The sequence below is a fragment of the Cloacibacterium sp. DMC96 genome (genome assembly GCF_056313765.1).
The window spans coordinates 254,582-281,068 of the sequence record NZ_JBQUZQ010000002.1 but is presented as its reverse complement, the minus strand read 5'-3'; the positions used below and the strand labels follow the sequence as shown (position 1 = coordinate 281,068).

General features: G+C 33.5%; 25 protein-coding genes. 6 read left to right on the top strand and 19 right to left on the bottom strand.

Annotated elements, in window-relative coordinates; genetic code table 11:
• Window positions 1–5: 5 nt before the first annotated feature.
• The gene (locus ACT53I_RS10160) at window positions 6–1,211 is read right to left on the bottom strand and encodes an endonuclease/exonuclease/phosphatase family protein (RefSeq protein ID WP_476079563.1); all 1,206 of its coding nucleotides are present in this window, start codon (window positions 1,209–1,211) and stop codon (window positions 6–8) included.
• 252 nt (window positions 1,212–1,463) lie between these two features.
• Here ACT53I_RS10160 and ACT53I_RS10155 point away from each other — a divergent pair, with 252 nt between their 5' ends.
• From ACT53I_RS10155 to ACT53I_RS10145, 3 genes are all read left to right on the top strand, one after another.
• Window positions 1,464–4,301 carry a carboxypeptidase regulatory-like domain-containing protein gene (locus ACT53I_RS10155; RefSeq protein WP_476079562.1) on the top strand — a complete coding sequence of 946 codons (2,838 nt, stop codon included), beginning with the start codon at window positions 1,464–1,466 and terminating at the stop codon, window positions 4,299–4,301.
• Window positions 4,302–4,319: 18 nt separating this feature from the next.
• Complete coding sequence (locus ACT53I_RS10150) at window positions 4,320–6,365, top strand: DUF5689 domain-containing protein (RefSeq protein WP_476079561.1); 2,046 nt, start codon at window positions 4,320–4,322, stop codon at window positions 6,363–6,365.
• A gap of 87 nt (window positions 6,366–6,452) precedes the next feature.
• Window positions 6,453–6,812, top strand: a complete 360-nt coding sequence (locus ACT53I_RS10145) for a hypothetical protein (RefSeq protein WP_476079560.1) — start codon at window positions 6,453–6,455, stop codon at window positions 6,810–6,812.
• 56 nt (window positions 6,813–6,868) lie between these two features.
• Here ACT53I_RS10145 and ACT53I_RS10140 read toward each other — a convergent pair whose 3' ends face one another.
• The 7 genes from ACT53I_RS10140 to ACT53I_RS10110 all read right to left on the bottom strand — a co-directional run bounded on the left by ACT53I_RS10140 (window position 6,869) and on the right by ACT53I_RS10110 (window position 12,667).
• Entirely contained in the window at window positions 6,869–7,339 is a 471-nt protein-coding gene (locus ACT53I_RS10140; protein ID WP_476079559.1) for a DUF6702 family protein, read from the bottom strand.
• 79 nt (window positions 7,340–7,418) lie between these two features.
• Window positions 7,419–8,138: an LOG family protein gene (locus ACT53I_RS10135; protein ID WP_213190079.1), complete on the bottom strand. Its 720-nt coding sequence runs from the start codon at window positions 8,136–8,138 to the stop codon at window positions 7,419–7,421.
• Window positions 8,139–8,277: 139 nt separating this feature from the next.
• A complete protein-coding gene (locus tag ACT53I_RS10130; protein WP_476079558.1) occupies window positions 8,278–8,997 on the bottom strand; it encodes a nucleotidyltransferase family protein in 720 nt (239 codons plus the stop codon).
• Between the two features lie 29 nt (window positions 8,998–9,026).
• Window positions 9,027–9,437 carry a RapZ C-terminal domain-containing protein gene (locus ACT53I_RS10125; protein WP_476079557.1) on the bottom strand — a complete coding sequence of 137 codons (411 nt, stop codon included), beginning with the start codon at window positions 9,435–9,437 and terminating at the stop codon, window positions 9,027–9,029.
• An 84-nt stretch (window positions 9,438–9,521) separates the two neighbouring features.
• Window positions 9,522–9,926, bottom strand: coding sequence for a GxxExxY protein (locus ACT53I_RS10120; protein ID WP_424307187.1), 405 nt, complete (start codon window positions 9,924–9,926; stop codon window positions 9,522–9,524).
• Window positions 9,927–9,993: 67 nt separating this feature from the next.
• The gene (locus ACT53I_RS10115) at window positions 9,994–11,016 is read right to left on the bottom strand and encodes an aminoglycoside phosphotransferase family protein (RefSeq protein ID WP_476079556.1); all 1,023 of its coding nucleotides are present in this window, start codon (window positions 11,014–11,016) and stop codon (window positions 9,994–9,996) included.
• Window positions 11,017–11,116: 100 nt separating this feature from the next.
• Window positions 11,117–12,667 (bottom strand): S8 family peptidase, encoded by a 1,551-nt coding sequence (locus tag ACT53I_RS10110; protein ID WP_476079555.1) that lies wholly within the window; start codon window positions 12,665–12,667, stop codon window positions 11,117–11,119.
• 198 nt (window positions 12,668–12,865) lie between these two features.
• On the opposite strand from ACT53I_RS10110, the gene xrtF reads away from it, so the two are divergent.
• Window positions 12,866–13,399 carry an exosortase family protein XrtF gene (xrtF, locus tag ACT53I_RS10105; protein WP_476079554.1) on the top strand — a complete coding sequence of 178 codons (534 nt, stop codon included), beginning with the start codon at window positions 12,866–12,868 and terminating at the stop codon, window positions 13,397–13,399.
• The gene (locus tag ACT53I_RS10100) at window positions 13,383–13,817 is read left to right on the top strand and encodes an exosortase F system-associated membrane protein (RefSeq protein ID WP_476079553.1); all 435 of its coding nucleotides are present in this window, start codon (window positions 13,383–13,385) and stop codon (window positions 13,815–13,817) included. Before xrtF ends, ACT53I_RS10100 begins: the two co-directional genes overlap by 17 nt.
• Here the strand turns inward: ACT53I_RS10100 and ACT53I_RS10095 are convergent.
• The 9 genes from ACT53I_RS10095 to ACT53I_RS10055 form a co-directional block, all read right to left on the bottom strand.
• Entirely contained in the window at window positions 13,814–14,821 is a 1,008-nt protein-coding gene (locus ACT53I_RS10095; RefSeq protein ID WP_476079552.1) for a cation diffusion facilitator family transporter, read from the bottom strand. The genes ACT53I_RS10100 and ACT53I_RS10095 overlap by 4 nt on opposite strands.
• A 62-nt stretch (window positions 14,822–14,883) precedes the next feature.
• Window positions 14,884–15,891 carry an aspartate-semialdehyde dehydrogenase gene (locus ACT53I_RS10090; protein ID WP_374449618.1) on the bottom strand — a complete coding sequence of 336 codons (1,008 nt, stop codon included), beginning with the start codon at window positions 15,889–15,891 and terminating at the stop codon, window positions 14,884–14,886.
• A 194-nt stretch (window positions 15,892–16,085) separates the two neighbouring features.
• Window positions 16,086–16,523, bottom strand: coding sequence for a hypothetical protein (locus tag ACT53I_RS10085; RefSeq protein WP_374449616.1), 438 nt, complete (start codon window positions 16,521–16,523; stop codon window positions 16,086–16,088).
• A gap of 77 nt (window positions 16,524–16,600) precedes the next feature.
• Entirely contained in the window at window positions 16,601–19,219 is a 2,619-nt protein-coding gene (locus ACT53I_RS10080) for a TonB-dependent receptor (RefSeq protein ID WP_476079551.1), read from the bottom strand.
• 175 nt (window positions 19,220–19,394) lie between these two features.
• Complete coding sequence (nadC, locus tag ACT53I_RS10075) at window positions 19,395–20,267, bottom strand: carboxylating nicotinate-nucleotide diphosphorylase (RefSeq protein ID WP_476079550.1); 873 nt, start codon at window positions 20,265–20,267, stop codon at window positions 19,395–19,397.
• Window positions 20,268–20,303: 36 nt separating this feature from the next.
• A complete protein-coding gene (gene nadB, locus ACT53I_RS10070) occupies window positions 20,304–21,878 on the bottom strand; it encodes an L-aspartate oxidase (protein WP_476079549.1) in 1,575 nt (524 codons plus the stop codon).
• A 116-nt stretch (window positions 21,879–21,994) separates the two neighbouring features.
• Window positions 21,995–22,471 (bottom strand): ribonuclease HI, encoded by a 477-nt coding sequence (rnhA, locus tag ACT53I_RS10065; RefSeq protein ID WP_476079548.1) that lies wholly within the window; start codon window positions 22,469–22,471, stop codon window positions 21,995–21,997.
• Window positions 22,472–22,558: 87 nt separating this feature from the next.
• Entirely contained in the window at window positions 22,559–24,124 is a 1,566-nt protein-coding gene (gene dnaB, locus ACT53I_RS10060; protein ID WP_213190068.1) for a replicative DNA helicase, read from the bottom strand.
• A gap of 164 nt (window positions 24,125–24,288) precedes the next feature.
• Entirely contained in the window at window positions 24,289–25,524 is a 1,236-nt protein-coding gene (locus tag ACT53I_RS10055; RefSeq protein WP_476079547.1) for an MFS transporter, read from the bottom strand.
• A 59-nt stretch (window positions 25,525–25,583) separates the two neighbouring features.
• Here ACT53I_RS10055 and ACT53I_RS10050 point away from each other — a divergent pair, with 59 nt between their 5' ends.
• On the top strand, window positions 25,584–25,919 hold the full coding sequence (locus ACT53I_RS10050; RefSeq protein ID WP_476079546.1) for a DMT family transporter: 336 nt from the start codon (window positions 25,584–25,586) through the stop codon (window positions 25,917–25,919).
• On the opposite strand, the gene ACT53I_RS10045 is transcribed toward ACT53I_RS10050, so the two are convergent.
• Window positions 25,920–26,219, bottom strand: coding sequence for a type II toxin-antitoxin system RelE/ParE family toxin (locus tag ACT53I_RS10045; protein WP_476079545.1), 300 nt, complete (start codon window positions 26,217–26,219; stop codon window positions 25,920–25,922).
• Window positions 26,203–26,442, bottom strand: a complete 240-nt coding sequence (locus tag ACT53I_RS10040) for a hypothetical protein (RefSeq protein WP_461375601.1) — start codon at window positions 26,440–26,442, stop codon at window positions 26,203–26,205. The genes ACT53I_RS10045 and ACT53I_RS10040 overlap by 17 nt, the downstream gene beginning before the upstream one ends.
• Window positions 26,443–26,487: the final 45 nt, after the last annotated feature.

Genomic DNA, 26,487 nt, shown 5'->3' with positions numbered 1-26,487 from the left:
ACAGCTTATTGAGCTGGTGTAAATTCTTTTTGTAAAACTACTAAAGAAGGGAAGTGGTCACTGTAACCTCCTGTAAAAGTATCTCCAGCCCAAGAACGGTAAGGATAACCTTTGTATTGTCCATCTGGTGTAATCAAATAAGACGGAGCGAATACTTCAGCTTTATAAACACTGTAATTTTTTTGAAGTGTATCAGATAAAGCATTTTTAGATACAATAATTTGGTCAAATAAGTTCGGAGCGTCTCTGTAACCTAATGATGCTACACCGCTTTTGAACATTTTATACATTAAATTATAGTAAGGTCTTTCTTCTGATAATTCTTTTTTATCACCTACAGCTCCTAAATGTTTTGTTAAACTCACATTTACCGGGTCGTCATTAAAGTCGCCCATTGCAAAAAGCAGTCTATCTGGTTCTTCGGCTCTTATTTTATCCATTTCTGCTTTTAAAACTGCAGCAGCAGCATTTCTTCTCGGTGCAGATGCAGCTTCGCCACCACTTCTACTTGGCCAGTGGTTCATGAAAACGGCTACTTTTTCTCCGTCTAATAAACCTTTTACCACCATAACATCTCTGGTGTAGCTTCTTTTTCCTTCGTCATTATAATTTACCACTTCTTTTTTGTAAGATTCTGTTACAGTAAATCTTTTCTTTTGATAAATTACAGCTACGTCTATTCCTCTTGCATCATAAGAATTGTAATGTACAATTCCCCATTCTACTTTGTTAAGCGCAGGTTGTTTAATTAAGTCCTGAACAACTTGTCTGTTTTCTACTTCTATTAAACCTACAATTGCGGGTAAAGTTTTGGTGTATTGATATCCTAGCTCAGAGATTACTTTTGACTCATTCGCAAGTTTAGTTTGGTAAACTTTAGAATTATAGTTTTTAGCACTTTTTGGAGTAAAATCATCTGCTAAGTTCTGGTATCTGATTACTTTTTTTCCGATAAGTAATTCGTCACTCCATTGTCCTTTATATTCTTCTGTTACAGGTAAAAATTTAAGAGAATCAATAGGTACGCTTCTATGGAAAGCAGGATTATTAATTGGTAAGGTTCCATCAATGTAATCAGCAGATGGAATGGTGTCCCAAAGGTTTTCTACATTTAGGAAAGCAATAGTAGCTCTTTTAACCTGAACTTGTGGTTTTTGAGCAAATCCTATAAAGAAAATCGCTATTGCAATAAGGCTAAAATATTTTCTCATTTTATAAAATTAAAAAGTGGGTTACAAATTTAAATCATTTAGTTCGAATAACGCATATAATTATTTGCAAATATATATCCAAAAAAATGCCAGATTAGCATGATATTAAACATTATTAAAAAAAATATGACAATTATTAGGTTTAATTTTTGTGAAAAAAAGATTAAAAAAAGTTAAAGTAAAGGAAATTTCACATAAATTTGTAGGTTCAATAGTTCACTATTGTAAAGAAGGAAAAAAATAAAATAAGTTATGATTAAGAAATTATCAATTATCTCAATATTTGGGATACTTTCTTTCTCAGCACTACAAGCGCAAACTACAGTTTATGCCTATCTAAAAGACGCACAAGGCAAACCAGTAGAAAATGCTGAAGTTGATTTGAGAGATTCAGACAATGATGTTACGGCTGATAAAATTGGCTATTTCCAATTTGTGGATATGAAACCGGGACATTATTCCATTACAATTTCGAAGCCTGGCTTTGAACACAAAATTATTGAATTTGATGTTAATGCAAATGAGAAGAAAAAAGATTTAGGTTCTATTTCTCTTGCTCCTTCGCTTGATATGGCAGATTTAGGAGTTATCACGATTGATGATTCTGACACTCAAGATTCAGACAATGGTAGTACTCAACCTACAGTAGGTTTATTAAGTTCTGGTAGAGATGCTTTTGCTAATGTAGCAGCATTTGAACTAGGAGCATATTGGTTTAGACCAAGAGGTGTAGATAATCGTTTTGAAGATATTTTATTCAACGGTGTTTCCATGTCTAAAAATGATGACGGTAGAGTAGATTTCAGTAACTGGGGAGGTCTTAATGACGTAACCAGATATCCATTAGAAAATGTAGAAAATCTTACTCCATCAGAATTTACTTTTGGTAATTTAGGAGGTGTAACGTATTATAACACTAGAGCTTCTTCTTATAGAAAAGGAGCTTCTTTAGCTTATTCATTAACTAACAGAAGCTATTTCCACAGAGCGATGGCTACTTATAACAGTGGACTTAACAAAAAAGGATGGGCTTACTCTATTTCAGCAAGTAGAAGATGGGCAGAAGAAGGAGTGATAGAAGGTACTTATCAAGATGCTTATGCATATTTCTTATCTGTAGAAAAAAGATTAGGAGAAAGACATGCTCTTAACTTTACAGCATTTGGTTCACCAACTTACAGAGGTTCAAACAGTCCAAATACACAAGAAGTATATGATTTAGCAGGTAAAAACTACAACTCTTATTGGGGATGGCAAGATGGTGAGAAAAGAAATTCTAGAATTAGAAAAGTTTTCGAACCTGTATTCCAAATGGCTCACTATTGGAAAATCGGAAAATCATCTAATTTAAATTCTACTTTCTCTTACCAACAAGGTGAAGATGCTAGAAGTAGACTAGATTGGTTCCATGGAGCAGATCCTAACCCAACTTATTATAGAAAATTACCAAGCTACATTTTCGCACCAACTACTTATGATGATAGTGACGGTGGCTATAATATTACTGCTGCAGAATTTAATGCTTATTTACCACTTTACGCTAGAGGAATCTACGATTGGAGACAAAATAAAGCTGGTCAACAAATCGATTGGGCTTCTCTTTACAATGCTAACTTAAACAATCTTGAAAAAGGAGCTGTTTACACAATGGTAGAAGATGTAAATAGAGATAAAACCATCAACTTTGTATCTCACTTTGATACCAGATTAAAAGACAATTGGAAATTAAATGTAAACTTTAACTATCAAAATCTAAAATCTGATAACTTTAGAAGAATTAAAGATTTATTAGGTGCTGCTTATGCAAATAATTTAGATGCGTTCGGTGGTGATAAGCCATTTAACGTAGACGGAATGAGCACTAGAGTTTACAAAGGTGATAGAACTCAATATTCTTATATCCTAAATAGAGATGCAGCTGCATTAAATATTTCTACAGAGTTAGATTTAAAAAGATGGAACTTCGTATTATCTGGTTTCTCTTCTTATTCAGAATCATTCAGAGATGGTCATTACAGAAACCACTTCTATTTAAATAATTCTAAAGGGAAAAGTGATGTATACAATTCTCTAGACTATGGTGCAAAAGGTAAACTTACTTATAAGATTAATGGTAGAAATTTCTTAGTGGCAAACGGAGCTTATTTTACATTAGCACCTACATTGAACGAGATTTTCATTAACCCAAGAGTAAATGATTTTGTAACTCCAAACTTGCAAAACCAAGAAATTGCTTCTTCTGATTTCAGTTATATTACAAGAGGTCAAGTTCTTAAACTAAGATTAACTGGTTACTATACCTCAATCAAAAATTCTACAGAAATTTCTAGATATTTTGCAGAAGGTATTCAGTTAGGTACAGATGCAACTGCACAAGATGCTTTCGTAGCTGAGATTTTATCAGGAATTGATAAAAAATACATGGGGGCAGAATTTGCTGCAGATGTAAAAATTACCCCTACTTTAACTTCAGTTTTAGTAGTAAGCTATGGTGATTATACTATTAGCAATAATCCTACAGCTTATGTTTCTATTGATTCAGATTTATATCCTAATGGTTATGACGAAATCGGAACTGCAAAACTTAAAGGTTATAAAGTTGCAGGAACTCCACAAAAAGCAGCTTCTTTAAGCTTTAGATATAACTCACCTAAATACTGGTGGTTTGGTATGTCTGCAAACTATTTAATGGATCAATATTTAGATTTCTCTGCATTAAATAGAACTCCAAACTTCTACACAGATCCAACTACTGGTGATAATTATATTCACCCAGTTACAGGACAAGTAGTAACTCAGAGTGATGTAGATGCATTAAACAAACAAAAGAAATTTGATGACCAATTCATGCTTAATGCAAATATTGGTAAGTCTTTCTTATTTGGTAAATATAGAGTAGGAGCTAGTTTAAGCGTAAACAATATCCTAAACAATAGAGATTATGTAACAGGTGGTTTTGAACAAGGTAGAAAATCAAACTTCACAGAATCATATGTAGATAATGTAATTTCGCCAGTTTCATTATTTGGTCCGAAATTATGGTATGACAGAGGAACTACTTTCTTTGCTAATGTTTATTTAAGATTTTAATTTTATTAATATTAAAACATGAAAAAATATTTTTCAATTATAAGAATTTTCATTTTGTCACTTACGGTTTTTGTAACCAGTTGTGTACAAGATGATGAGTATTCGACACCAGATTTACAAGGAAAGTGTCAGACTTTAACGCCTACGAAAACTATAGCAGAGGTAAAAACAGCTTATGCGAATAACACTGCTACCATTACAGATGATATCATTATAGAAGGGTATGTTTCTTCTTCTGATGAGTCTGGGAACGTTTATAAAACGATTTATTTACAAGATGCACCAGAAAACCCTACTCAAGGTTTAGTAGTAAGTGTAGATGCTGTAAGTACTTATACTTCTTACCCACAAGGTTCTAAAGTATATATCAAACTAAAAGGTTTGGCTTTTGGTAAATACGGAAGCGTTCTACAGGTAGGTTATAATAACTTAGATCCTGTAACCAATACCACTACTTTTGGTAGAATTCCAGAAAAATTAGTAGGGAATCACTTAGTGAGATCTTGCGCTCCAAAAGTGAAAATAGTACCTAAAGTAATTACTTTATCTCAGTTAGCTACTACAATTGACCCATTAATCGGTGCTTTAGTTCAAGTAAACAATGCAGAGTTTCCTATCAATTTACTTTGTAATATTTATGCTCCTAATGGAACTTCTGTAGATAGACAAATTGTAGACCCTACTAGAAATACACCTGCAAGTTCTAGAGTAGTAAGAAACAGTGGTTATGCATCTTTTGCAGCAGACCAATTGCCTTCAGGAAACGGTACTTTTATTGGTATTTTAAGTAAATTTAATTCTACTTACCAATTCTATATCAATAGAGTTTCTGACCTAAACATGAAAGGTCCAAGATTAGATGGTACTACTCCTTCTTGTACTTTCAACACTACAGGTAAAACAATGAAAACTGTTGCAGAAGTAAAAGCTTATTTCTCTGGTACTTTGGCTCAAATTCCAGATAATGCATACCTTAAAGCTCAAGTAACTGCTAATGATAAAACAGGAAACTTGTTTAAATACATTTATGTAGAAGATAAAACAGGTGGTATTAGAGTAAACATAGATATGGCTTCTCTTTATGCAGACCCTAGATTCTTTGTAGGAAAACAAGTATTAATTAGCCTTAAAGACTTATACGTAGGTTCTGTAAATACAGAAGTACAATTAGGTGGTTTGTTTAACGGTAATGTAGGTAGAGTTCTTGCGAATGATGTTTATAAACACTTCTTCCCAACTACAGATTTTACAGAAGTTGTAGCTACAGAAAAAACAATCGCGGGTCTTACTGATGCAGATGTAGGAAGATGGATCAAAATTAAAGATCTTCAATTCATTAATGATGATTTAGGAGAAACTTATGCAGGAGCATCTAATACTACTAGAACTTTAGAAGACTGTTCAGGATCTAAACTTTCTCTTACTACAAGTAGCTTTGCGACTTTTGCAAGTAGACAAATTGATAGCGGAAAAGGAGACCTTTATGGCGTATTAACAAAATATAATGGCAAGTACGAAGTTTGGATTACTAATCCACTTGGAGCAGACTTTGATGGAAATAGATGTGATGGCTCTCCTGCACCAGTATTTGAAAGCATTTTTAATGAAGATTTCTCTGGAGCATTAACCAATAACTGGACGGCTGTAAGCGTTCTTGGAACTGCTGTTTGGAATATCCAACAGTTTGGTAATCCAAAACCATGTGTTGTAATGAGCGGAAACGGTAATGAAGACTGGTTGATTTCTAAACCTATTACACTTGCAGGATATAAAAATTACTACTTAAGTTTTGAAACTGATGGTAGAGCAAGCGTTCCTTCAAATCCGTTAGAAGTTTATGTAACAGATAACTATACAGGAAACTATGCTACTACGACTTGGACTAAACTTAACCCAACTCTAGACCCAGATATGACTAAGTTTGCACCATTTGTGAACTCAGGTAAATTAGATATTTCTAATTTTGCAGGTAAAAATGTGGTAGTTGCATTTAAATATACTTCTACGGCTACTGCTTCTGCAACTTGGGAGCTTGATAACGTAAAAGTAAGAGGTAGAAAATAAATCTAACTTCGCATATATATTCATAAAACAGCTTCAGAAATGAAGCTGTTTTTTTTATTAACTTTGAGTAGTAAAAAACCAATCATCATGAAAATAAAATTAATGTTTATAATATCATTATTTTTATTCTTTTTTAATTGTAAAGAGAAAGAATCTAGTTTTGACTCTTCTGTAAACACAGGTGAAATTTATACTACAGATTTTGAGAATAAGAAATTAAGAGACAGTTTACAAGAAAAGGCAATTTATAGCAATGATACATTAGCTTATAAACAGTTAAGAAATATTTATTATTTAAGTGGTAATGCAGATGGTTTTCTCTACAATTCTATGATAATGTATAACAGGAATAATTATCAATCAGCCAAAGAAGATGTAATATTTATATTGAATAGAAAAGAAGACGTTGATGTAAAAACAAAAGCATTAATTGATAATAATTTTTAAGAACAAAAAAGCCTTACAAAATCTGTAAGGCTTTACTTTTATCTTTAAAATTTTTGTTAAAAAGAAACTTCGTTTACTTCTTTGCCTCGCATAAAGGTCATGTTTTTTTGTGAACCTTTATAAGCAATGTTTACCAAGTTGAGTTGCTTAGGATAAGCTTCTAGTAAAATGTTATTCTTAATTTTTAAACTAGAAATATCAGAAACGCCATTCGCTTCGAAATATACCCAAACACTTTCTCCATTCACTTGACTTCCGGTAAACGTAAGTGCTTTGTTTTGACCGTTTACATAAACGTCAAAATGGTCATTTACATATTTTTTCACTTCCGCTTCAAAAGCAGTAGTATTAGGATTAATTTTTAAAACTTCTGCAATGTGTCCAGAGTTTAATTTTGTAGTAAATTTTAGCGTTTTACTGCCTTCTACATAATCTACCTTGGTCATAGAAGAATAAAAATCTGAGAGTGTAAAACTCATCAGCATTGTGATTAAACCTATTGCAATTATTCCTATAAATTTTTTCATTTTTTTCTTATTTAATACTTTTTTCAAAGTTGTATTTTTTTCAAATGTATATAAAAAATGTCAAATCTTGTGCCAAATTCTAGAAATTTACACTTACAGAGTATTTATCGTAGAAAGCTTTAATGTGAGCCACAGCTTCATCTGCTGTATCTACCACTCGGAAAAGACTTAAATCTTCTTCTTTTATTAAATGATTTTTCAGTAAAGTTCCGGTAAACCAATCCAGAAGTCCGCTCCAAAATTCTGTTCCCACCAAAACAATTGGGAATCTGCCGATTTTATGCGTCTGAATTAATGTTAACGCTTCAGAAAGTTCATCTAGCGTTCCGAAACCTCCTGGTAAAACGATGAAGCCTTGAGAATACTTCACAAACATCACTTTTCTTACGAAAAAGTAATCAAAATTAATCGAGTAAGGTTTATCTATAAAAGCATTAAAATTCTGTTCAAATGGCAATTCTATGTTTAATCCAATGGATTTTCCGTTGCCTTCTCTCGCTCCTTTGTTTCCTGCTTCCATAATTCCAGGACCGCCTCCTGTAATAACACCGAAGCCAATTTCTGTAATTTTTCTGGCAATATCTACCGCCATTTGATAATAAGGATCTTCTGGTTTTAACCTTGCAGAACCGAAAATAGAAACACAAGGTCCTATTTTGGCTAATTTTTCGTAGCCATCTACAAATTCAGACATCACTTTGAAAACCATCCAAGAATCTTTGGTTACGGTTTCGTCCCAAGTTTTTTGTCTTAAACTTTCTTGTAATCTTTTATCTTCTGATGCGTTATCGTCTAGCATTTTTTAAAATTTAGTTTTATTTTACCATTAAGTTCTTATTAAGGAATTAAGAAAATTAAGTTGAAAGTAAAAATCCTCTTAATGCACTTAATTTCTTAATGATTTTCAAAATTTATTTGGAAACTTAATGGTTTAAAAATTATTTAAAATATTTTTCTGCTTCTATCACAGATTCTGGTCTTCCTACGTCTATTAATCTGGCTTCGTGTTGAAATCCTAAGATTTCATTGTCAAACATTAAATCCAAATATTCATCCATGATTGAAAATTTTCCTCTTCTTTTTATTTTGTCAAAGATAGAAGAATTAATACAATGTATTCCGCTGAAAGCCAATTCTTTAAAATTATTGTTAAATTCTGTCATTTTGGTTTCTCCAGTGTTTTTGTTCATCCAACCTTTTAAAACCATTTCTGAATTGAAGAAAAGTTTTCGGGAAGAATTTCTGTCTGAAACCGCTAAAGTAGCTAATGGAAGATGCATTTCGTGAAATTTTACCAATTCATGAATGTTCAAATCGGTTAGAATGTCAGCATTCATAATCAGGAACTTTTCTTCGTTTTCCAGATATTTTTGAGCAAAAAGTAATCCACCTCCAGTTTCTAGAAGTTCATCTTTTTCGTCAGAAATATCAATTTTGGCTCCAAAATGATTGTTTTTCTCTAAAAATTCTACAATTTGTTCCCCGAAATGATGCACATTAATCACAAACTCTTTAACTCCAAAACTTTGCAGATATTTTATATTTCTTTCCAGCAACGGAACATCATTCACCAAAGCCAATGCTTTTGGATGGCTGTCTGTAAAAGGCTTTAAACGAGTTCCTTTTCCTGCTGCGAAAATGAGAGCTTTCTTAATCATGTAGAATGAATATTGCAGATTTTACAATGTTAATTAAGTTGAGGTTGTTCGTTATGCGTCACCGTAACATTTACCAATTCTGGATATTTTTCCTGCAAAAATTCTCCGAGTTTTATGGCGCAATACACACTTCTGTGTTGACCACCTGTACAACCAAAAGCAATTTGCAAATGGTCAAAACCACGTGCGATATAATCATTGATGGTAATGCTTACTAAATTTTTGATGAGTTCTATAAATTGAGGCATTTCAGTTTTGGTTTCTAGAAAATCCTGAACAGGTTTATCATTACCAGTTTGAGGTTTGTATTCTTCTATTCTTCCCGGATTGAGTATTCCTCTGCAATCGAATACAAAACCGCCGCCATTTCCGCTGTTGTCTACTGGTATTCCACCTTTTTTATAAGAAAAACTGTAAATGTTTATGTTTAGTTTATTCATTTTTTAAAATTAAGATTTTTATTTTTTACCATTAAGTATTTATTAAGGTATTAAGAAAATTAAGGATTTTTGATTTATCAAAAATCAATCAGGAAGCATGTTAAAATATTCATTAACAAAAGGCTTCATGGATTTTGTGATGTTTTTGGAGAAAAAATTTATTAATAATCCTTGTGGTTTTTTTAGAACTTTCATGTATGTTAGGAGTTGAGCTTCATGAATTGGTAATGTTTCTTCAATTGCTTTTAATTCAACAACAATGGTGTCATTTACCAACAAATCAACAATTAGTTTAGTTTCCATAATTTTATTATCATAAATAATAGGAACAGTTAACTGTTGTTTCACGTCATAGCCATTTTTTTCTAACTCATATTTTAAACAATCCTCATATATACCTTCTAATAAACCAGCGCCAAGTTCTTTATGAACTTTTATGGCAAGTCCTATTATTTCATATGATAATTGAGTTACTTTCTTTTTTGTCATTTTTAAAAACTTTAGTTTTTAAACTTAATATTCTTAATCTCTTAATTAATTTTGAAATTTCAAAATCTTAACGGTTTAGATTAATTAATTTTTGAATTTTATTTTTAGTTTCTGTTGTGTTCAGTTTTAAAATTAAATTTTTTAGCTCTGGATATTCATTCATTTCGAGTTCCGTTTTGGTGAATTCTACTAAATTCTGAATTCCCTGTTCTAAACTTGCGATAAAATGGGGTTTTCTCTGAATGAGTCCTCTGAAACCATAGGCTCCTAAAACCTGAATGAAACGAATTATTTTACAATATTTCAAAGATTTTTCTAATTCATTTCTTTGTTCTGAAGGATGAAAAGAGAAGTAATATTCCAGCATTTCATTTTTGAAATTTTCAGTAAAATTGGCTTTAGCTTGGAAGAGAAAAGAAACTACATCGTAAAGAGCAGGTCCTTTCATTGCCGCTTGATAATCGATGAAAAAAACTTCATTTATATCATTTACCAAAATATTTCTTGCCTGAAAATCTCTTATCATTAATGATTTTGGAGCTAGATTTTCTATTTTTTGTACAATTTTTTTGAACTCTTTCAGTAAAGTAGATTTATGATAAGTCAACTCTAGAATGTCTATCAAATAATTTTTGAAGTAGTACAAATCATGCGTAATGGGCAGTTCGTCATACTTTTCGTACTCGAAAGTTTTAGAAAAATCTATTTTGTTTTGGGTCTTTTCTTGAAGTTCAAATAAATGTTCTAAAGTTTTTTTGACCAAAGATTTTACTCTTTCAGATTCACCTTCTTGAGTGATGATTTCAGAAAGTGTTTTTTCTCCTAAAAATTCCTGAATGTAAAGTTTTCTTTCTTCGTTGATTTTAAAAATCTGAGGCGTGTTCAACTTTAAATCTGAAAAAACTTGTGTGAAATAGAAAAACGCTTCGTTTTCTAGAAGATTTTCGTTGTAAGTAATCACGTAAGTTTCATTCGATGATTTTCCAATGAAATTCATTCGCGCAGAACCACTTTGAGGCAATGCCAAAAATGCAGTTGCTTTTTCGCCTAAAAATTCTTCGAAAAAAAGTTGTGCTTCAGAAATATTCATGAGTACAAAAATAAGGATTTAAAATCTAAATGTCTCTATAAAAGAAAACCCCAACAATTGCTTGTTGAGATTCTCTATTCATAGTTTTGTTTTAGTGTTTTTATTGTACTGCTACATTGGCGTAGAGAATTCCATGACCGAATTTAGAATTTCTAGTAGTAGGGAATTGAGAAGAAGCCTTCATTTTTGCAAGGACTTGATCTCTGGTCCAAGTTGGGTTTTTAGCCCAAACAAGAGCAGCAATTCCAGAAGTCATCGCAGTAGCAACTGATGAACCTCCTACAAAATCTGTTTGTCCGTTATAATAACTTAGCACAGGAACGGTAATGTCTTTGTTTGCAGATCTTTGCATGATAATGGTAAAGTCAACTTCTGAACCAGTGTGGCAAACATCACAAGCTTGATAAGTAGAAGCGTCTGTAATTCCTGTTGCAGCTACTACTTCTGCCATATTTGCTGGGAAAATTACACCATACCAAGTCGTGAAACTGGTAGAAGTTCCCGCTGCAGAAATGATGAGTTTTCCTTTAGAATAAACCGTTTTAATTGCATCTGAAATACTTCCTACAGAAAAAGCATGACCAATAGACATAGAAACAATTTTTACATCTGTTCTGTTGGCAATAGCTTTCAGCGCATTGGTAACGCCTCTTTGATCTCTGTAACTGTCTAAAACTACGTCTCCAGTTGCTCTATAAGTAATAAGATTAGAGTTGTAAGCAACACCAACTGGTAAGCCTCTGTCGTTTCTAGGAGATGCAGCTACAGCTGCCATAGAAGTTCCGTGGCCACAGCCGTCATTTACACCATCTGTTACAGTGTCTGTAGAAGAATCAGAATTTACAAAAGTTCCGTTTTTGCTTAATGTTCTTCCTGTAGAAGCTCCGTTGTTAAAGTCTGCGTTCAATAAAGATTGTTCTGGCGAAAGTCCAGTATCTACGATGGCAATTCCTACTCCTCTTCCTGTAGAATTAGCCCAAGCTGAAGTAATGCCATGTTTAGAAAAATTCCAAGGAACTTTAGCATTGGGTGTAGTAACGGTATACTCAGCAGCATTTAAAGTGGCGATGTCATATCCACAACCAGAACCAGAGCTAGAACTTCCGCTGCTTTGAACTTGCTCTAAAATTGAATTAGAAGTGGTAGCTACGTCTGTAAATTTATAATTAGATGGCTCTATGTATCTTATGCCTTTCATAGACATCAGTTTTTTTACTGTAGCGTAATCTTTTACTTTTACGTCGATGAAATTGAGTGTTGCATCATCATGAATAAGAAGGTCGTTTACATTTCTAGAATTAGTGCTGCTTTCAGAGGTTTTGATGATGCTTAAAATATTTTCTTTAATATCTTGACTTGCTCTAGCATTGGTTCTTGCATAGTCAGCGCTAGAAGTTCCATAACCGATGGTTAAAATGTAATCACTATACGTTAAAGCACTATAAATGGTAAGTGCATCTGTGTCTTTCCAGAAAAAATCTCCTTTTTGAGCCAAAGAAGTTTTGATAATGTTATTGATTTGTTTTTGCGTGAGAAGTTTTTGTTGAGCCAATTCTTCTGTAGCATTTGGGTTGAGTTCTTCGTTGGTAGAACAAGAAGCTAAGGACATAACAGCCATTGCTCCCAGAATTTTCAAGTAGTTAATCTTCATAGTCTTTGATTTTTAATAATTAGGCGACTAATATAAAATTTTTGCTCAATAATCAAACTTTAATTTAAAATAATGCAAAGTGTTTATTGAAAGCGATTAACTAATGAGAATAACGAAATTTTAAAACAATTGTTTAACAATTTTACTTGAATTAAATCCTATATTTTAATATTTTCATTTTAAAAATTACTATTTTTGATGAAGATGAAAGATTTCAAAGAAATATTGTGGGTTTTGCTTAGATTTTTGGGGATTTGGCTATTGCTATTTCTCACGTATCAATGGTATCTGAACCAATTTTCTGGAAATATTGATGGCTTTACCAAAATTATTTCAGACCAAAGTTCTTTCTTGCTCAATTTTATGGGTTATGAAACCGTTACTAAAGATTTTCCAAGTCATGAAACCGTTCAGTTTTACATCAATGGAAAAGTGGCGACCAGAATGGTAGAAGGTTGTAATGCGGTTTCGGTGATGATCATGTTTTTGGCGTTTGTTTTTGCTTTTTATAAAGGCGTAAAAACATTTTATTTCGCTTTTGCAGGAATTGTTTTGCTCTATATTTTAAATCTTTTTAGAATTTATGTGCTGAATGTGATTGTAGTAGATTTTCCTGCTTTAACAAAACCTGCGCACGATTATTTTTTTCCTGCGATTATTTATGGTGGAGTAGTCGTTCTGTGGTTAATTTGGATTAATAAATTTGTCGTTACCCATGAGAAAAATTCTTAATTGGCTGTTTGTTTTCGTGGGGATTTTAGGATTAATTTCTATACGTTTTTTAGAAGATAAAATTTTCTACGACCCATTTTTAGCTTTTTTCAAAGGAGATTACAAAGTAGCAACAATTCCAGATTTTGATTCGGTGAAATTAATTACAAGTCATTTGTTAAGATTTTTATTGAATTTATTTTTCTCGGCAGTTGTAGTTCATTTTATGTTTTTAAATAAAAAATGGACTTTGCAAGCTGTTGCTTTAATGGCGATAGCGTTTTTATTTTTCTTCCCGATTTATCTTTGGTGCCTTTATTCAAAAATGGAAGTAGGTTATCTTTTTACCTTTTCAGTGAGGAGATTCGTGATTCAGCCAATTATTTTACTGTTGATTATTCCAATTTTCTACTACAGAAAAAAGCTTGGAAAAAATTAAGGATTGTTTTCCAGGCAATGTTTAGAAATTTGAGAAACGCTTTCAGGAGTCCATTCTATTTTCTTTTTAAAAGTATGAATTCTGTGCGCGCATTCTAGTTGACAAATTTCGCAAGAATGCGGTTTGCAATCATCCATGTGAAAATTAAATTCCACGTGTCTTTCTGTTTCTGCAGCCAGAGTTTTGATGATATTTTCCATTTCTTGGTGAGATTCTCTAAGCGTATCATACCAAGGAAGCGTAATGTGAGCGTCGATATGTAAACCACTTCCGTATTGTTGGATTTTCATGTTATGAATGTCAATCCACTCTTTTTTTCTGTTTTTAGCAAGAACTTCTACTACAGCTTTTAATAAATCTGGATCAGCTTCATCCATAATTCCACTGAGTGATTTTCTTACAATTTTGTAACCTACAATGATGATGTAAGAACCGAAAACCAAAGCTACGGCTGCATCTATCCAATAAATTTTAGTAAAATACACTAGAACTAAACTGATGACTACGCCCAAAGTTGTCCAAGTGTCTGATTGAAGATGTTTTCCTGAAGAAATAAGAACCACTGAGTTTTCTTTTTCTCCTTTTTTGATAGAAAAATATCCCATCAAATAATTGATAATGGCAGTTGCTAAAACAATGAGAATTCCATAATCTAATTTTTTTAAAGTATTGCCATGAAGTAAACTGTCTACTGCTTCTACAATAATCATAATTCCTGCAAAAATAATCAAAGAACCTTCTACTCCAGAAGTTACAAACTCTACTTTTCCGTGACCATAAGGATGGTTTTCGTCTTTCGGTTGAGCTGCCAAATACAAAGAATATAATCCCATGAAAGCTGAAATAATATTCACAATACTTTCCATAGCGTCTGAAAAAACAGCATCAGAATTGGTGAGATGCCATGCAATCAGTTTTCCGATGAATAAAATGACACCTACGATGGCTACATTTCTCTGGAAAGTAAATTTTTGTTTGTTTTTATTGATGGTAGCGACTTCCATGTATTTAATTTTAAAAGTTTGAAGGTTCTAACAAAAAATCCCGCTTTTCGCGGGATGTTATTTTATACTAATTGGTTTGCAATGAGATATTCTGCGATTTGTACCGCGTTCGTTGCGGCGCCTTTTCTCAGATTGTCTGCTACAATCCAGCAGTTCAGAGTGTTTGGCTGAGAAAGGTCCCTTCTTATTCTTCCTACGAAAACTTCGTCTTTTCCTTCAGAGTAGAAACACATAGGATAAACTTTATTTTCTACATCATCCTGAAGAACTACTCCTGGAGTATTTGCTAAAATATTTTTAACTTCTTCTAAGTCAAAATCATTTTCGAATTCTATGTTTACGCTTTCTGAGTGACCTCCTTGTACAGGAATTCTCACCGCAGTTGCTGTAATTTTAATAGAATCATCACCCATGATTTTTTTAGGTTCCTTGATGAGTTTAAGCTCTTCTTTAGTGTAATCATCTGCATCAAAAACGTCACACTGTGGTAATGCATTTTTGAAAATTTGGTAAGGATAAACAGCGTTTACTTCTACAGAACCAGGATTTACAGCATTTGCAATTTCTGCATTCAGTTGGTCTACAGCAGCTTTTCCTGTTCCTGAAACCGATTGGTAAGTAGAAACGATTACTCTTTTTACTTTGTATTTTAAATGAAGAGGATTAAGAACCATCACCATTTGAATGGTAGAGCAATTAGGATTTGCGATGATTTTATCTTCTTTGGTTAAAACGTGAGCGTTAATTTCTGGAACTACTAATTTTTTGGTAGGGTCCATTCTCCAAGCCGAAGAGTTGTCTATCACAGTGCAACCTACTTCTGCAAATTTAGGAGCATATTCTAGTGAAGTAGAGCCTCCTGCAGAGAAAATAGCAATTTCAGGTTTCATAGAAATCGCAGTTTCCATAGAAACGATGTCATACTGTTTACTCTTGAAAGTGATTTTCTTTCCTACAGATTTTTCTGATGCTACAGGAATTAATTCTGTAATAGGAAGATTTCTTTCTTCCAAAACTTTCAACATAACTTGGCCTACCATTCCGGTTGCGCCTACTACTGCGATTTTCATAATTGAAATTGTTTTAAATTTTTTAAAAAGTTAAAGGTGTAAAATATTGCTTAAATCTAATATTTGATAAAATTCGTTATAAATAATCCTTTTGAAAATTGTTTATTGGAAAATTTATCTAAATTTTTTACAAAGATAGTAAAAATTATCTTTTGTGGTAGAATGATTTAAATCAATTTTACACCTTTCCTTTTTTATGCTCCGAAAACTTTAGCCCAAGGGAAAGCGTAGCCAAATAATAGCAATGCCAGAACTCCCATGAAAACTACTTTTAGTGCTAATGTTTCGTTCTTTTTTAAATATTTGTTGATAATGGTCAATAAAATAGCTGCCACTAACATAGAAAAAGGATGCTCTACGAAAGTTACTCTATTGTAAGAATCGCTCATTAATGTTCCGCTTTCTAATGCTGCTTTTAGTCCTGGAGAAAAAACAAGCATAGCAATCCCGATTAAGAATTGTAGGTGAAACAAAATCATGGTAAAAAGGGTAGATTTTTTTAATAGCTTGCTGATTTTACCAGAATAACCAAACATAGCCATCAATAATGCTACGATGAAAACTAATGCTGCTACTAAAATTAAATAACCGAAACCTTTGTGAGCTTCTCTAATAATGTTAAATGTATCCATATTTTTTATTTGTTACAAATATAAAAAATCCCGGCAAATATAGCCGGGATTCGTGATTTATAAAATCTAAAATTGTTTTAGAAGTTGAATGAGAATGTTGCAGCCCAAGTTCTACCAAATCCAAAGAAAACTTGGTTTTGTTGAGAAACACCGTTCCATTCTCCTGCTTGTACATAGCTTGTGTAAGAAGGAGCAGAAGAACCATAAGCTGCGTAATCAGCTGCAGAAAGGTTGCTCTGGTAGTTAGTGTTAGATTCTGCAATGTAAACTTTATCAAAAACGTTATAAACGTTTGCTCTTAGAGTAAAGTATTGCTTAGCATTAAGGTTTACCTTATAAGATGCACCTAAATCAAAAAGTCCAAAACTAGGAAGTTTAAGAGCACCTAAGTTTCCAGCAGCTTGACTTTGGAAGTTGATAGGGTTTACGTTAGCGTATAGATTGTTAACATATCTGTATGTTCCATCTAATTTGAAGTTTTTAGCTGGTTCAAGAACGAAACCTGCAGCATAAGTATTCTGAGCAGATCCTCCTACTTTTACTTTGTCTAAGTAAAGTGTGGTTCCAGCAAAGCTAGTTCCAGCGATTTCTTCGTTTGTTTCAGTGAAGTAAGTACCAGTTGCGTTTCCTTCATAATACCAATCCCCTACAGAAACCATACCTGTGAAAGATAAATATTGGTTTACTTTTACGCTACCATCTACTTCTACACCTCTGTGAATTTCAGTAATTCCAGCAATGTTAGCATATGCGTTAGTAAATGTTACTCCTGGGTTGTTTGGATCTGGAATATTTAAATTACCTCTTCTTAAGAATCTATCTTTCCAAGAAGTTCTATAAACGTTCACGTTAAGGTTTACAGCAGATGAACGGAAACCGTATCCTAATTCAGCACCAAAAATCTTTTCATTGGTAAGATTTGGGTTTAAGAAGTTTTTATTGTTAGGATAAACAGCGTTTAAGAAAGGTTGCTTAGAATAGTAACCGATGTTTCCAAAAACGTTATGGTGATCATTAATATTATAGTTGATTCCCCCTTTAATATTGTAACCAACTAAATTTTTGAAACCAGTTTTAGTATTAAGTGCTGGGTTTTTAGCAGTAGGTTGGTTAGTTGGAGATGCTAATGTTCCGTTTAATAAAGAAACACCATCTACGATAAAGTGGTCAATTCTTTGGAAACCTTGGTTAGAAACTGCACCTTGTACAAATGCTGATAAATTATCATTAGAATATTCTAACTGACCGAAACCACCATACCAAAGAACTTCTCCATCATTCCAGTAAGAAATCATATCTGCTTCTGGATCAATTTTTCCTCCAAAAGGATTCCAAGTAGGAGTAGCATCATGAGAATTTACGATAATTCTTTGACCAGTTGGGTTACTTGTAGAAATAGCATTTTTGTTAGTAGTATCTCTGAAACCAGTAGCTCCTAAGAAATCACTTACTACTTGGTAGTGGTAACCATAGTAATATCTACCATCAATACCTGCGGTAAGTTTTAAGTTGTCATTAATTTTTTGGTTAAAACTAGAGATGATACCAAACCAGTTGTGAGAGTTGATAGAAGATCTTCTTACTAACACACCAGCTGTAGGTGTAGAAGCTGCATTTGCTGCATAAATCGCGTCAAAGTTAGCCGTTCCATCAGGAAGTCTCCAAGCTGCGTTTGAGAAGTTTTTACCTCCTACTGAACCAGTATCTCCAGTACCACCACCTCTACCAAAAGAAGCGTATACTACTGTATTAAGTTTAGAAGCAGAAGAAATGTTCCAGTCCCAGTTTAAAGACATTACTGGTTTGTGGTAATAGTTTCTTCTCATAGAGTATTCCTCTCCATTTAGAAGTCCCCAATCTGCGTTATATTTTCTGTTTGGATCACCACCATTTACACCACCATATTTAATATAGTTAGCAATAGTAATGAAAGATGATCTTTGGTTGTGCCATTGTGGAGCACCAGTAATGGTAAATTGGAAATCATGTTTACCATTTTGGTAACCTAATGCCCAATAATAATTATATCCTTCGAATTCTGTACCATTAGCATACATGTTACCAGCAGTTCTACTTAATAGGAAAGAAGTAGACCATCCTGTAGACATTTTACCGCTATTGTAAGCAAATAGAGTTTTTAAGTAATCGTCATTAGCAACACCTAAAGAAACAATTCCTCCTTGTTTTTTGTCAGCAGCTCTAGTTACTACATTAATAGTACCACCTACAGAAGCAATAGCTAATTTAGATGAACCTAGACCTCTCTGTACTTGCATAGCAGAAGTTACATCTGATAGACCAGCCCAGTTTGACCAATATACAGCTCCGTTTTCCATGTCGTTTACAGGAACCCCATTGATCATTACCGCTACGTTTTCTTGAGCAAAACCTCTAATGTTAATTTTAGAGTCTCCAAAACCTCCACCAGATTTAGTTGCATACACAGAAGGAGTAGTGTTTAGGACTTCTGGGAATTCTTGGTTACCCAATTTCTCTACAATTTGTGCTTCTTTAATAGTAGAAACAGCAACTGGAGTTTTTCTGTCCTTTGCGATATCTGCCACCCCAGTAAGAACAACTTGTTCGATGTCTTTAGAGTTGATAGAATCTCTAGTTTTTTGCGCAAATGCTACACTAGCAGCACTTAATACAATAACCACAGAAAGTCTTGACTTTCCTAAATAGTTGATTTTCATAAAGTTATATTATTTCAAACATTGTTTTATCGGAATGCAAAATACATTATTTTTTTTTAACTAAAATTAACATTGTGTTAAAATTTTATGAAATCCATAATTTTTTATCCACAATGAAACTTTTGATTTTCAATTTGATACAAAAAAACACGCTATTAGCGTGTTTTTATTATTTTTAATTTTTTATGGCTTTTAAACTTAAATCTATATTTTCTGCGGAATGGGTAAGTGCTCCTGCCGAAATATAAGTGACACCTGTTCTGGCGATTTCGTTTAGTTGGTCTCTTGAAATTCCTCCTGAAGCTTCGGTTTCGCATTTTCCTGCAATAATTTTCACTGCTTCTGTCATGGTTTTTACATCCATATTATCTAGCATAATTCTGTCAATTCCTTTTCCAGCAAGTTTTGCAGCTTCTTCTACTTCTGCTAGAGTTCTGGTTTCTACTTCTACTTTAAGTTTTAATTTATTTTTTTTGAGGTAGTCTTGCGTCATTTTCACTGCATTGGTAATACTTCCGTTATAATCTATATGATTGTCTTTCAGCATAATCATATCATACAACCCGTATCTGTGATTGGTTCCGCCGCCAATTGCTACTGCCCATTTTTCGCAAATTCTGAAATTTGGAGTAGTTTTTCTCGTATCAAGCAATTTGGTTTTGGTTCCTAGAAGTCTAGAATCCCATTCATGAGTTAAAGTAGCAATTCCGCTCATTCTTTGCATGCAGTTTAGCACTAATCTTTCTGTAGAAAGGATAGAACGCGCACTTCCTGAAACGATGAAAGCTACGTCGCCAACTTTTGCATTTTCTCCATCTTTAATAAAAACCTCTATTTTTAAATCTTTGTCAAAAGTTTTAAAAATAATTTCTGCCAATTCTACTCCAGCCAAAATACAGTCTTCTTTTACCAAAAGTTTTGCACTTTGTACCAATTCTTTAGGAATGGTAGAAAGGGTAGAGTGGTCACCGCTTTGAATATCTTCTTCTAAAGCAGATTTTATAAATTGTTTTAAGGCTTTATCGGTTACATAGTGTGGACGTTTCATAGATGTAAATTTCAAGTTTTTATCTGTGATGAATCTTTAAGCAAAATCTTTATTGTAAAAAGCACCTTTGTTTTCTTTCATCGCCAAAGAATGCTTAATAATAAGGTAAGAAACATTCACCAGATTTCTTAATTCTGATAATTCTGGCGAAATTACTGAATAATTATACAATTCTGTAACCGCTTCGTAGATTTCTCTTTGTTTTTTTTGAGCCAGTTGCAATCTTTCGTTGCTTCTTACAATGCTTACCAAATCACTCATCATTTCTTGAAGTTGTTTTCTGAGATAAGTGATGAGCACTTTTTCTTCCATTACTTTCATGCCTTCTTCATTCCATTCTGGTACGTTTTCGAGGTCAAAGTAATTAAATTCGTCTTTGTGAAGCAATTCTACAGATTTCATTGCAGCATTATGACCATAAACCAAACCTTCCAAAAGTGAATTAGAAGCGAGACGATTCGCACCGTGCAATCCAGAGTTGGTACATTCTCCTACTGCAAAAAGATTTTTGATAGAAGATTGTCCGTCTTTGTCTACCACGATTCCGCCCATTAAATAATGACTCGCAGGAACCACAGGAATAAGTTGTTTAAATGGGTCAATTCCTTCATCCATGCATTTTTGATAAATATTAGGGAAATGTTCTATGAACTTTTCTTTATCCATTTCTCTACAATCCAGGCCTACATATTCATCCCCAGAAATTTTCATTTCGTTGTCAATGGCTCTTGCTACAATATCTCGCGAAGCTAATTCTTCTCGCTCATCATATTTGTGCATGAATTTTTCGCCATTTTTGGTTCTGAGTTTTGCGCCATCACCACGTACTGCTTCGGAAATGAGAAACAGCATTCCGTCTCGTTTAGAATACATTGCAGTAGGGTGAAACTGAATGTATTGCATGTTAGAAACTTTACCGCGAGCTCTGTGAACAAAAGCAATTCCGTCTCCAGTTGCAATTTTTGGATTCGTGGTGTTTTTATAAACGTGACCAGCTCCTCCAGTTGCTACCATGGTTACTTTTGCAGTGATTTTCTTGATTTTTTTATTTTTTTGGTCTAGAACATAAGCTCCATAACAAGAAATATTTTCTAAATCAAAGTTTTTATTGGGAATGTGGTGTTGTGTGATTAAATCAATAACGTAATGATAATCAAGGATTTCTATATTCGGAGATTTGTTGCAATATTCTAAAAGTGCACGTTCTATTTCGGCGCCTGTAATATCTTTGTGATGCACAATTCTAAATTCGGTGTGGCCACCTTCTCTTCCGAGTTTAAATTCGCCATCTTCTTTTTTGTCAAAATTTACGCCCCATTCTACAATCTCTCTGAAACGGTCTGGTCCTTCTTTGATAACCATTTCTACCACTTCTCTATTGTTTTCGTAATCTCCAGCACGCATGGTATCGTCTATATGTTTCTGGAAATTATCTGTGTCTAAATCCATTACTACAGCTAAACCACCTTGAGCATATTTGGTGTTGGTTTCGTCTTCCTCAGCTTTGGTGACGATGGTGATTTTAGCATCTGGTAATTTTTCAGAAATTTTAATGGCGTAAGAAAGTCCCGAAATTCCTGAGCCGATTACCAATACATCTGTTTTTATCATTTTAAAAATTGAGATTTGAAATTAGAAAGTCTGTAAAACTACATTTCAAATGTAAGGATTTTGAAAAGAATAGGTAGGATTCTGCTAAAGAAATTGACTATAATCTTTATTCAGATTTAAAACAATCCGCCCTCTTTTTGATTTTCAAAGAAGGTGTCAATTTTTAAATTCGATGATTGAGAAGCTTTTACAGCGAGTTGGTCGCAGATTTCATTTTCAGGATGACCAGCATGACCTTTTATCCAATGAAATTCTATTTTATGTTTCCTAAAAAGCGGAATAAATCTTTGCCACAAATCAGGATTTTTCACATTTTTAAAGCTTTTTTTTATCCAACCAAAAATCCAATTTTGGTTAATCGCATCAGCTACATATTTAGAATCAGTGAAAACGTGAACGTTTTCTTCGGGATTTTTTAACTTTTCAAGTGCTTCAATCACCGCGAGAAGTTCCATTCTATTATTGGTGGTCAAACGGAAACCTTCGGAAAAAGTTTTTTGATATTTTTTTTCAGGAACACGCATGAGAATTCCATAGCCACCTTTTCCAGGATTGCCACTACAAGCGCCATCTGTATAAATTTCGATTTTCATGTAAGTAAATTCGTGAAACTGAAAATTCGTAAAATCGTAAGCAAAAATATACTTTTAAAATTTTAAAAATCTTCGATTTTACATTTTTTAGAACGGCATTTCAGCATCATCGTCGTCGTCATTCATGGCAGAGCCAGAAATATTTCCGTTATCTGGTAAGCCAAATGCTGCGCCTGGATCTATGGAAACTCGCAATTTATCAAAACCGCTTGGTTCATCTTGTTGCGCAAAACCAGAAGAATGATAGCTTCCGAAAACGTCTAAATCTGAGAATTTGGCTAAACTTCCGTGGAAACTTAATCTTACATCTGCAATAGAACCGTTTCTGTGCTTCGCAATGATAAGCTCCGCTTGGTTCGCAGAAGGAGTTTCGTCTTCCCAAGTGTCAATTTTATAATATTCTGGTCTGTAGATGAAAGAAACGATATCTGCATCTTGCTCAATCGCTCCAGATTCTCTCAAATCCGAAAGTTGAGGTCTCTTATTTGGACGGGTTTCTACGGTTCTGGATAACTGAGAAAGTGCAATAACAGGAACGTTTAATTCTTTTGCAATCGCCTTTAATGAACGAGAAATGGTTGCAATTTCTTGCTCTCTGTTTCCGCCGCCTTTTCCTCCAGAATTTGCGGTCATCAACTGTAAATAATCCACCATGATGATTCTTACGCCATGTTGCATTACCAGTCTTCTGCATTTTGCACGGAAATCAAACACAGAAAGTGCAGGTGTTTCGTCTATATAAAGCGGTGCGTTTTCAAGAGCGGCAACGTTTGAGAATAGTCTTTGCCATTCTTCTTCAGACATTTGTCCTTTTCTCAATTTTTCAGAAGAAATTCCCGTTTCTGAGGCAATCATCCTCGTGATAAGCTGTACAGAAGCCATCTCCAGAGAGAATAGCGCCATCGGAATATTGTGTTCTACCGTGATGTTTCTCGCCATAGAAAGTAGAAATGCGGTTTTTCCCATTGCAGGACGTGCCGCGATGATGATTAAGTCAGAACTTTGCCATCCTCCTGTTTCTTTGTCTACATCTCTAAATCCTGATGGAATACCAGAAAGTCCTTCTTTGTCTTTTAAAGATTTGATTTTATCAATCGCTTCTTTTACCAAGGAATTGGCGGTGTCAAAGCCTTTTTTGATGGTTCCATTGGTAATTTCAAAAAATGATTGTTCGGCTTTGTCTAGCAATTCAAAAACGTCTGTAGATTCTTTGTAAGAACTGTCAATTACATTCGCAGAAACGTTAATCAAACTTCTGAGAATGAATTTTTCTAGAATTACACGAACGTGATATTCTATGTGAGCGCTCGAAGAAACGCCCATCGTAAGGTCTATAATATAATGGTCACCTCCGGCAAAACCTAGTTTTTCTTCTTTTTTGAGCTCTTGGATTACGGTCATTAAATCTACAGGCTCGTTTTTTTCGTACAATTTTAAGATTGCAGAAAAAATAACTTGATGTCTCGGGTCGTAAAAAACCTCGGGAGTTAATAAATCTATAGAATAATCTAATCCTTTTTTGTCAATCAAAAAAGTTCCAATAACCAATTTCTCGAATTCAACTGCATTAGGCGGCATTTTGCCTGCTGAAATAGAAAGTTCCTTCGCGAAATTACCATGTGTTAAACTTGATAATGTTTCCTTCTGTGCCATTGCACAAAGATAGAATTTTTAAAATTTTTTTGAGGTTAAATCTGCTTTTTGCGGATAATAATCTGCAAATGCTTTGTTAATGGAAGATGAGGCTAAATTCCGAATGTTGATAAGTTTTTGACTTATTGATATTTAAACTTTTTTAAAAATAATGCTAGACTTTTTTAATATTCCATTTTTCTCAATTTTGGAACAAATTTTCCTACAAAAAGTGCAATAAGAACGGTCATGGTTCCTCCAAAAACGACTGACCTTACTACGCCAAAAAGTTTTGCAGCAACGCCACTTTCAAATTGTCCCATTTCATTGCTAGACATAATGAAGATTGAATTTGCACTCATCACTCTTCCTCTGATGTGATCTGGAGTTTTCAACTGAACGATGGTTCCTCTAATTACGACTGAAATTCCGTCAAAAATTCCGCTCAACATGAGGAATAAGAAAGACAACCAGTAGAGTTTTGACAAGCCGAAACCAATGATGCATAAACCAAATCCAGCCACGACACCGATTAAAATTTTGCCCTGATTTTTTCTTAACGGAATGAAAGAAAGCGTTACAATAATCATCATAGAGCCAATATCTGATGCAGCGTTGAGAAGTCCGAAACCGTCAGCTCCTACTTTTAAAATATCACTTGCGAAAACAGGAATCATGGCAACTGCTCCGCCAAAAAGTACGGCAAACATATCTAAACACAATGCTCCTAGAATTTCTTTCGTTCTATAAATGTAAGTGATTCCTTCTTTCATTGAAGCCCAAACTTGTAACTCATTTTTATGGTATTCTGACTGTTGTTTTTTGATTTGAAAGAAAAATAAGGATGCCAATAAAATTAAAAATAAAATAACGACTAAAGTCCATTTTATAGTGATGAGTGCGATGAGAAATCCTCCAATAGCGTGCCCAGAAACGGATGCCGTAAGAAATGTAGCTTGGTTTAAGGTAATGGCGTTAGCTAATTTTTCTTGTCCTACAATTTTGGGAATCATTACCGGAACAATCGGGCCGATGAAAGCTCTACAAATTCCTGTAAAAAATATAATTCCGTAGATGTAATAAGTGATTTCGTGACCTGTAAAATGAAGATTAGATGCGTAAAATGCAGGAATTAATAACAAGGCAATCAGCAAAAAATATCCCGAAGTACACCAAAGAAGCATTCTTTTTTTCTCGTTCATGTCGATAACATGACCAGCGTATAATGCTGTAGAAACGGCAGGAATAACTTCCGAAAGTCCTATCAAACCAATTGAAATAGGATCTTTGGTCAGCTGATAAACCCACCATCCTAATAACGTGGCGAGCATTCTAAACGCTAGAATTAGAAAAAATCTTCCGGTAAGTAAGTTTCGGAACTCTTTATTTTTTAGAGTTTTAATGGGCTCAAGAGAAATCATTGAGCAAATATAAAGGAATTAGAAATATTTTTTTAATAGTTAAAGTCTATATTTGTGCTATGAATTGGTTAATGCTCATCATCGCAGGATTATTCGAAACTGCATTTGCGTTTTGTTTAGGAAAAGCACAAGAAACCACAGGCAAAGAAAACCTCTATTGGTGGTCTGGATTTGCAGTTTGCCTTTTTGTTTCTATGTTTCTCATGTACAAAGCTATTGCTGGCGAAAATGGTTTGCCAATTGGTACAGCTTACGCAGTTTGGACAGGAATTGGAGCGGTAGGAAGCGTTTTGATGGGAATCTTTTTCTTTAACGAGCCAGCCACTTTTTGGCGCATCTTTTTTGTGTCAACTTTAATTATTTCAATCGTAGGATTGAAGTTTGTAAGTGAGTAATTAGATTTTTCTTTTCTTAGGATTTTGTCTGTTAGAAAAGAAGGATAAAATTTCTACAGTATTGTTTATTTCTCGGTAATAGATAGAATTGTATTTAAGCAAGATTGCTTTGTGAATTCCTTTTTTGTCAGAAATGGGAAATATTTTAGGATTGATAGAAATTAGCTCTAAAGTTTCTTCTAATTTTATTAAAAGTTTTGAAATTTCTTTATCAGAAAATTCTGTTTGTAAATATTGAATGGTTTTTTCTAATTCAGAGGCTGTGTGTTCTGTCCAAAAAATTTTATAACCACTTTTCATATTTTTTTCTTATTTCAGAATGTGGTTTTAGCTTTCCAGAATTGGCATCTTCTAATCCTTTTTCAATAGATTCTTTTTCTTCATCAGAAGTTTCGTTCCACCAATCTTTACTTTCTTTATTTTTGAGTTCTAGAATTTTATCAATCATAGAAACATCATTCAATGAAGTTAACCATTGAATAAGTGCCAATTTTTTGCTTTCTATGTTAAAATCTAAATTCATATTCACAAAATATTAATCAAAGATAAAAAATTATTTCATCCAAAA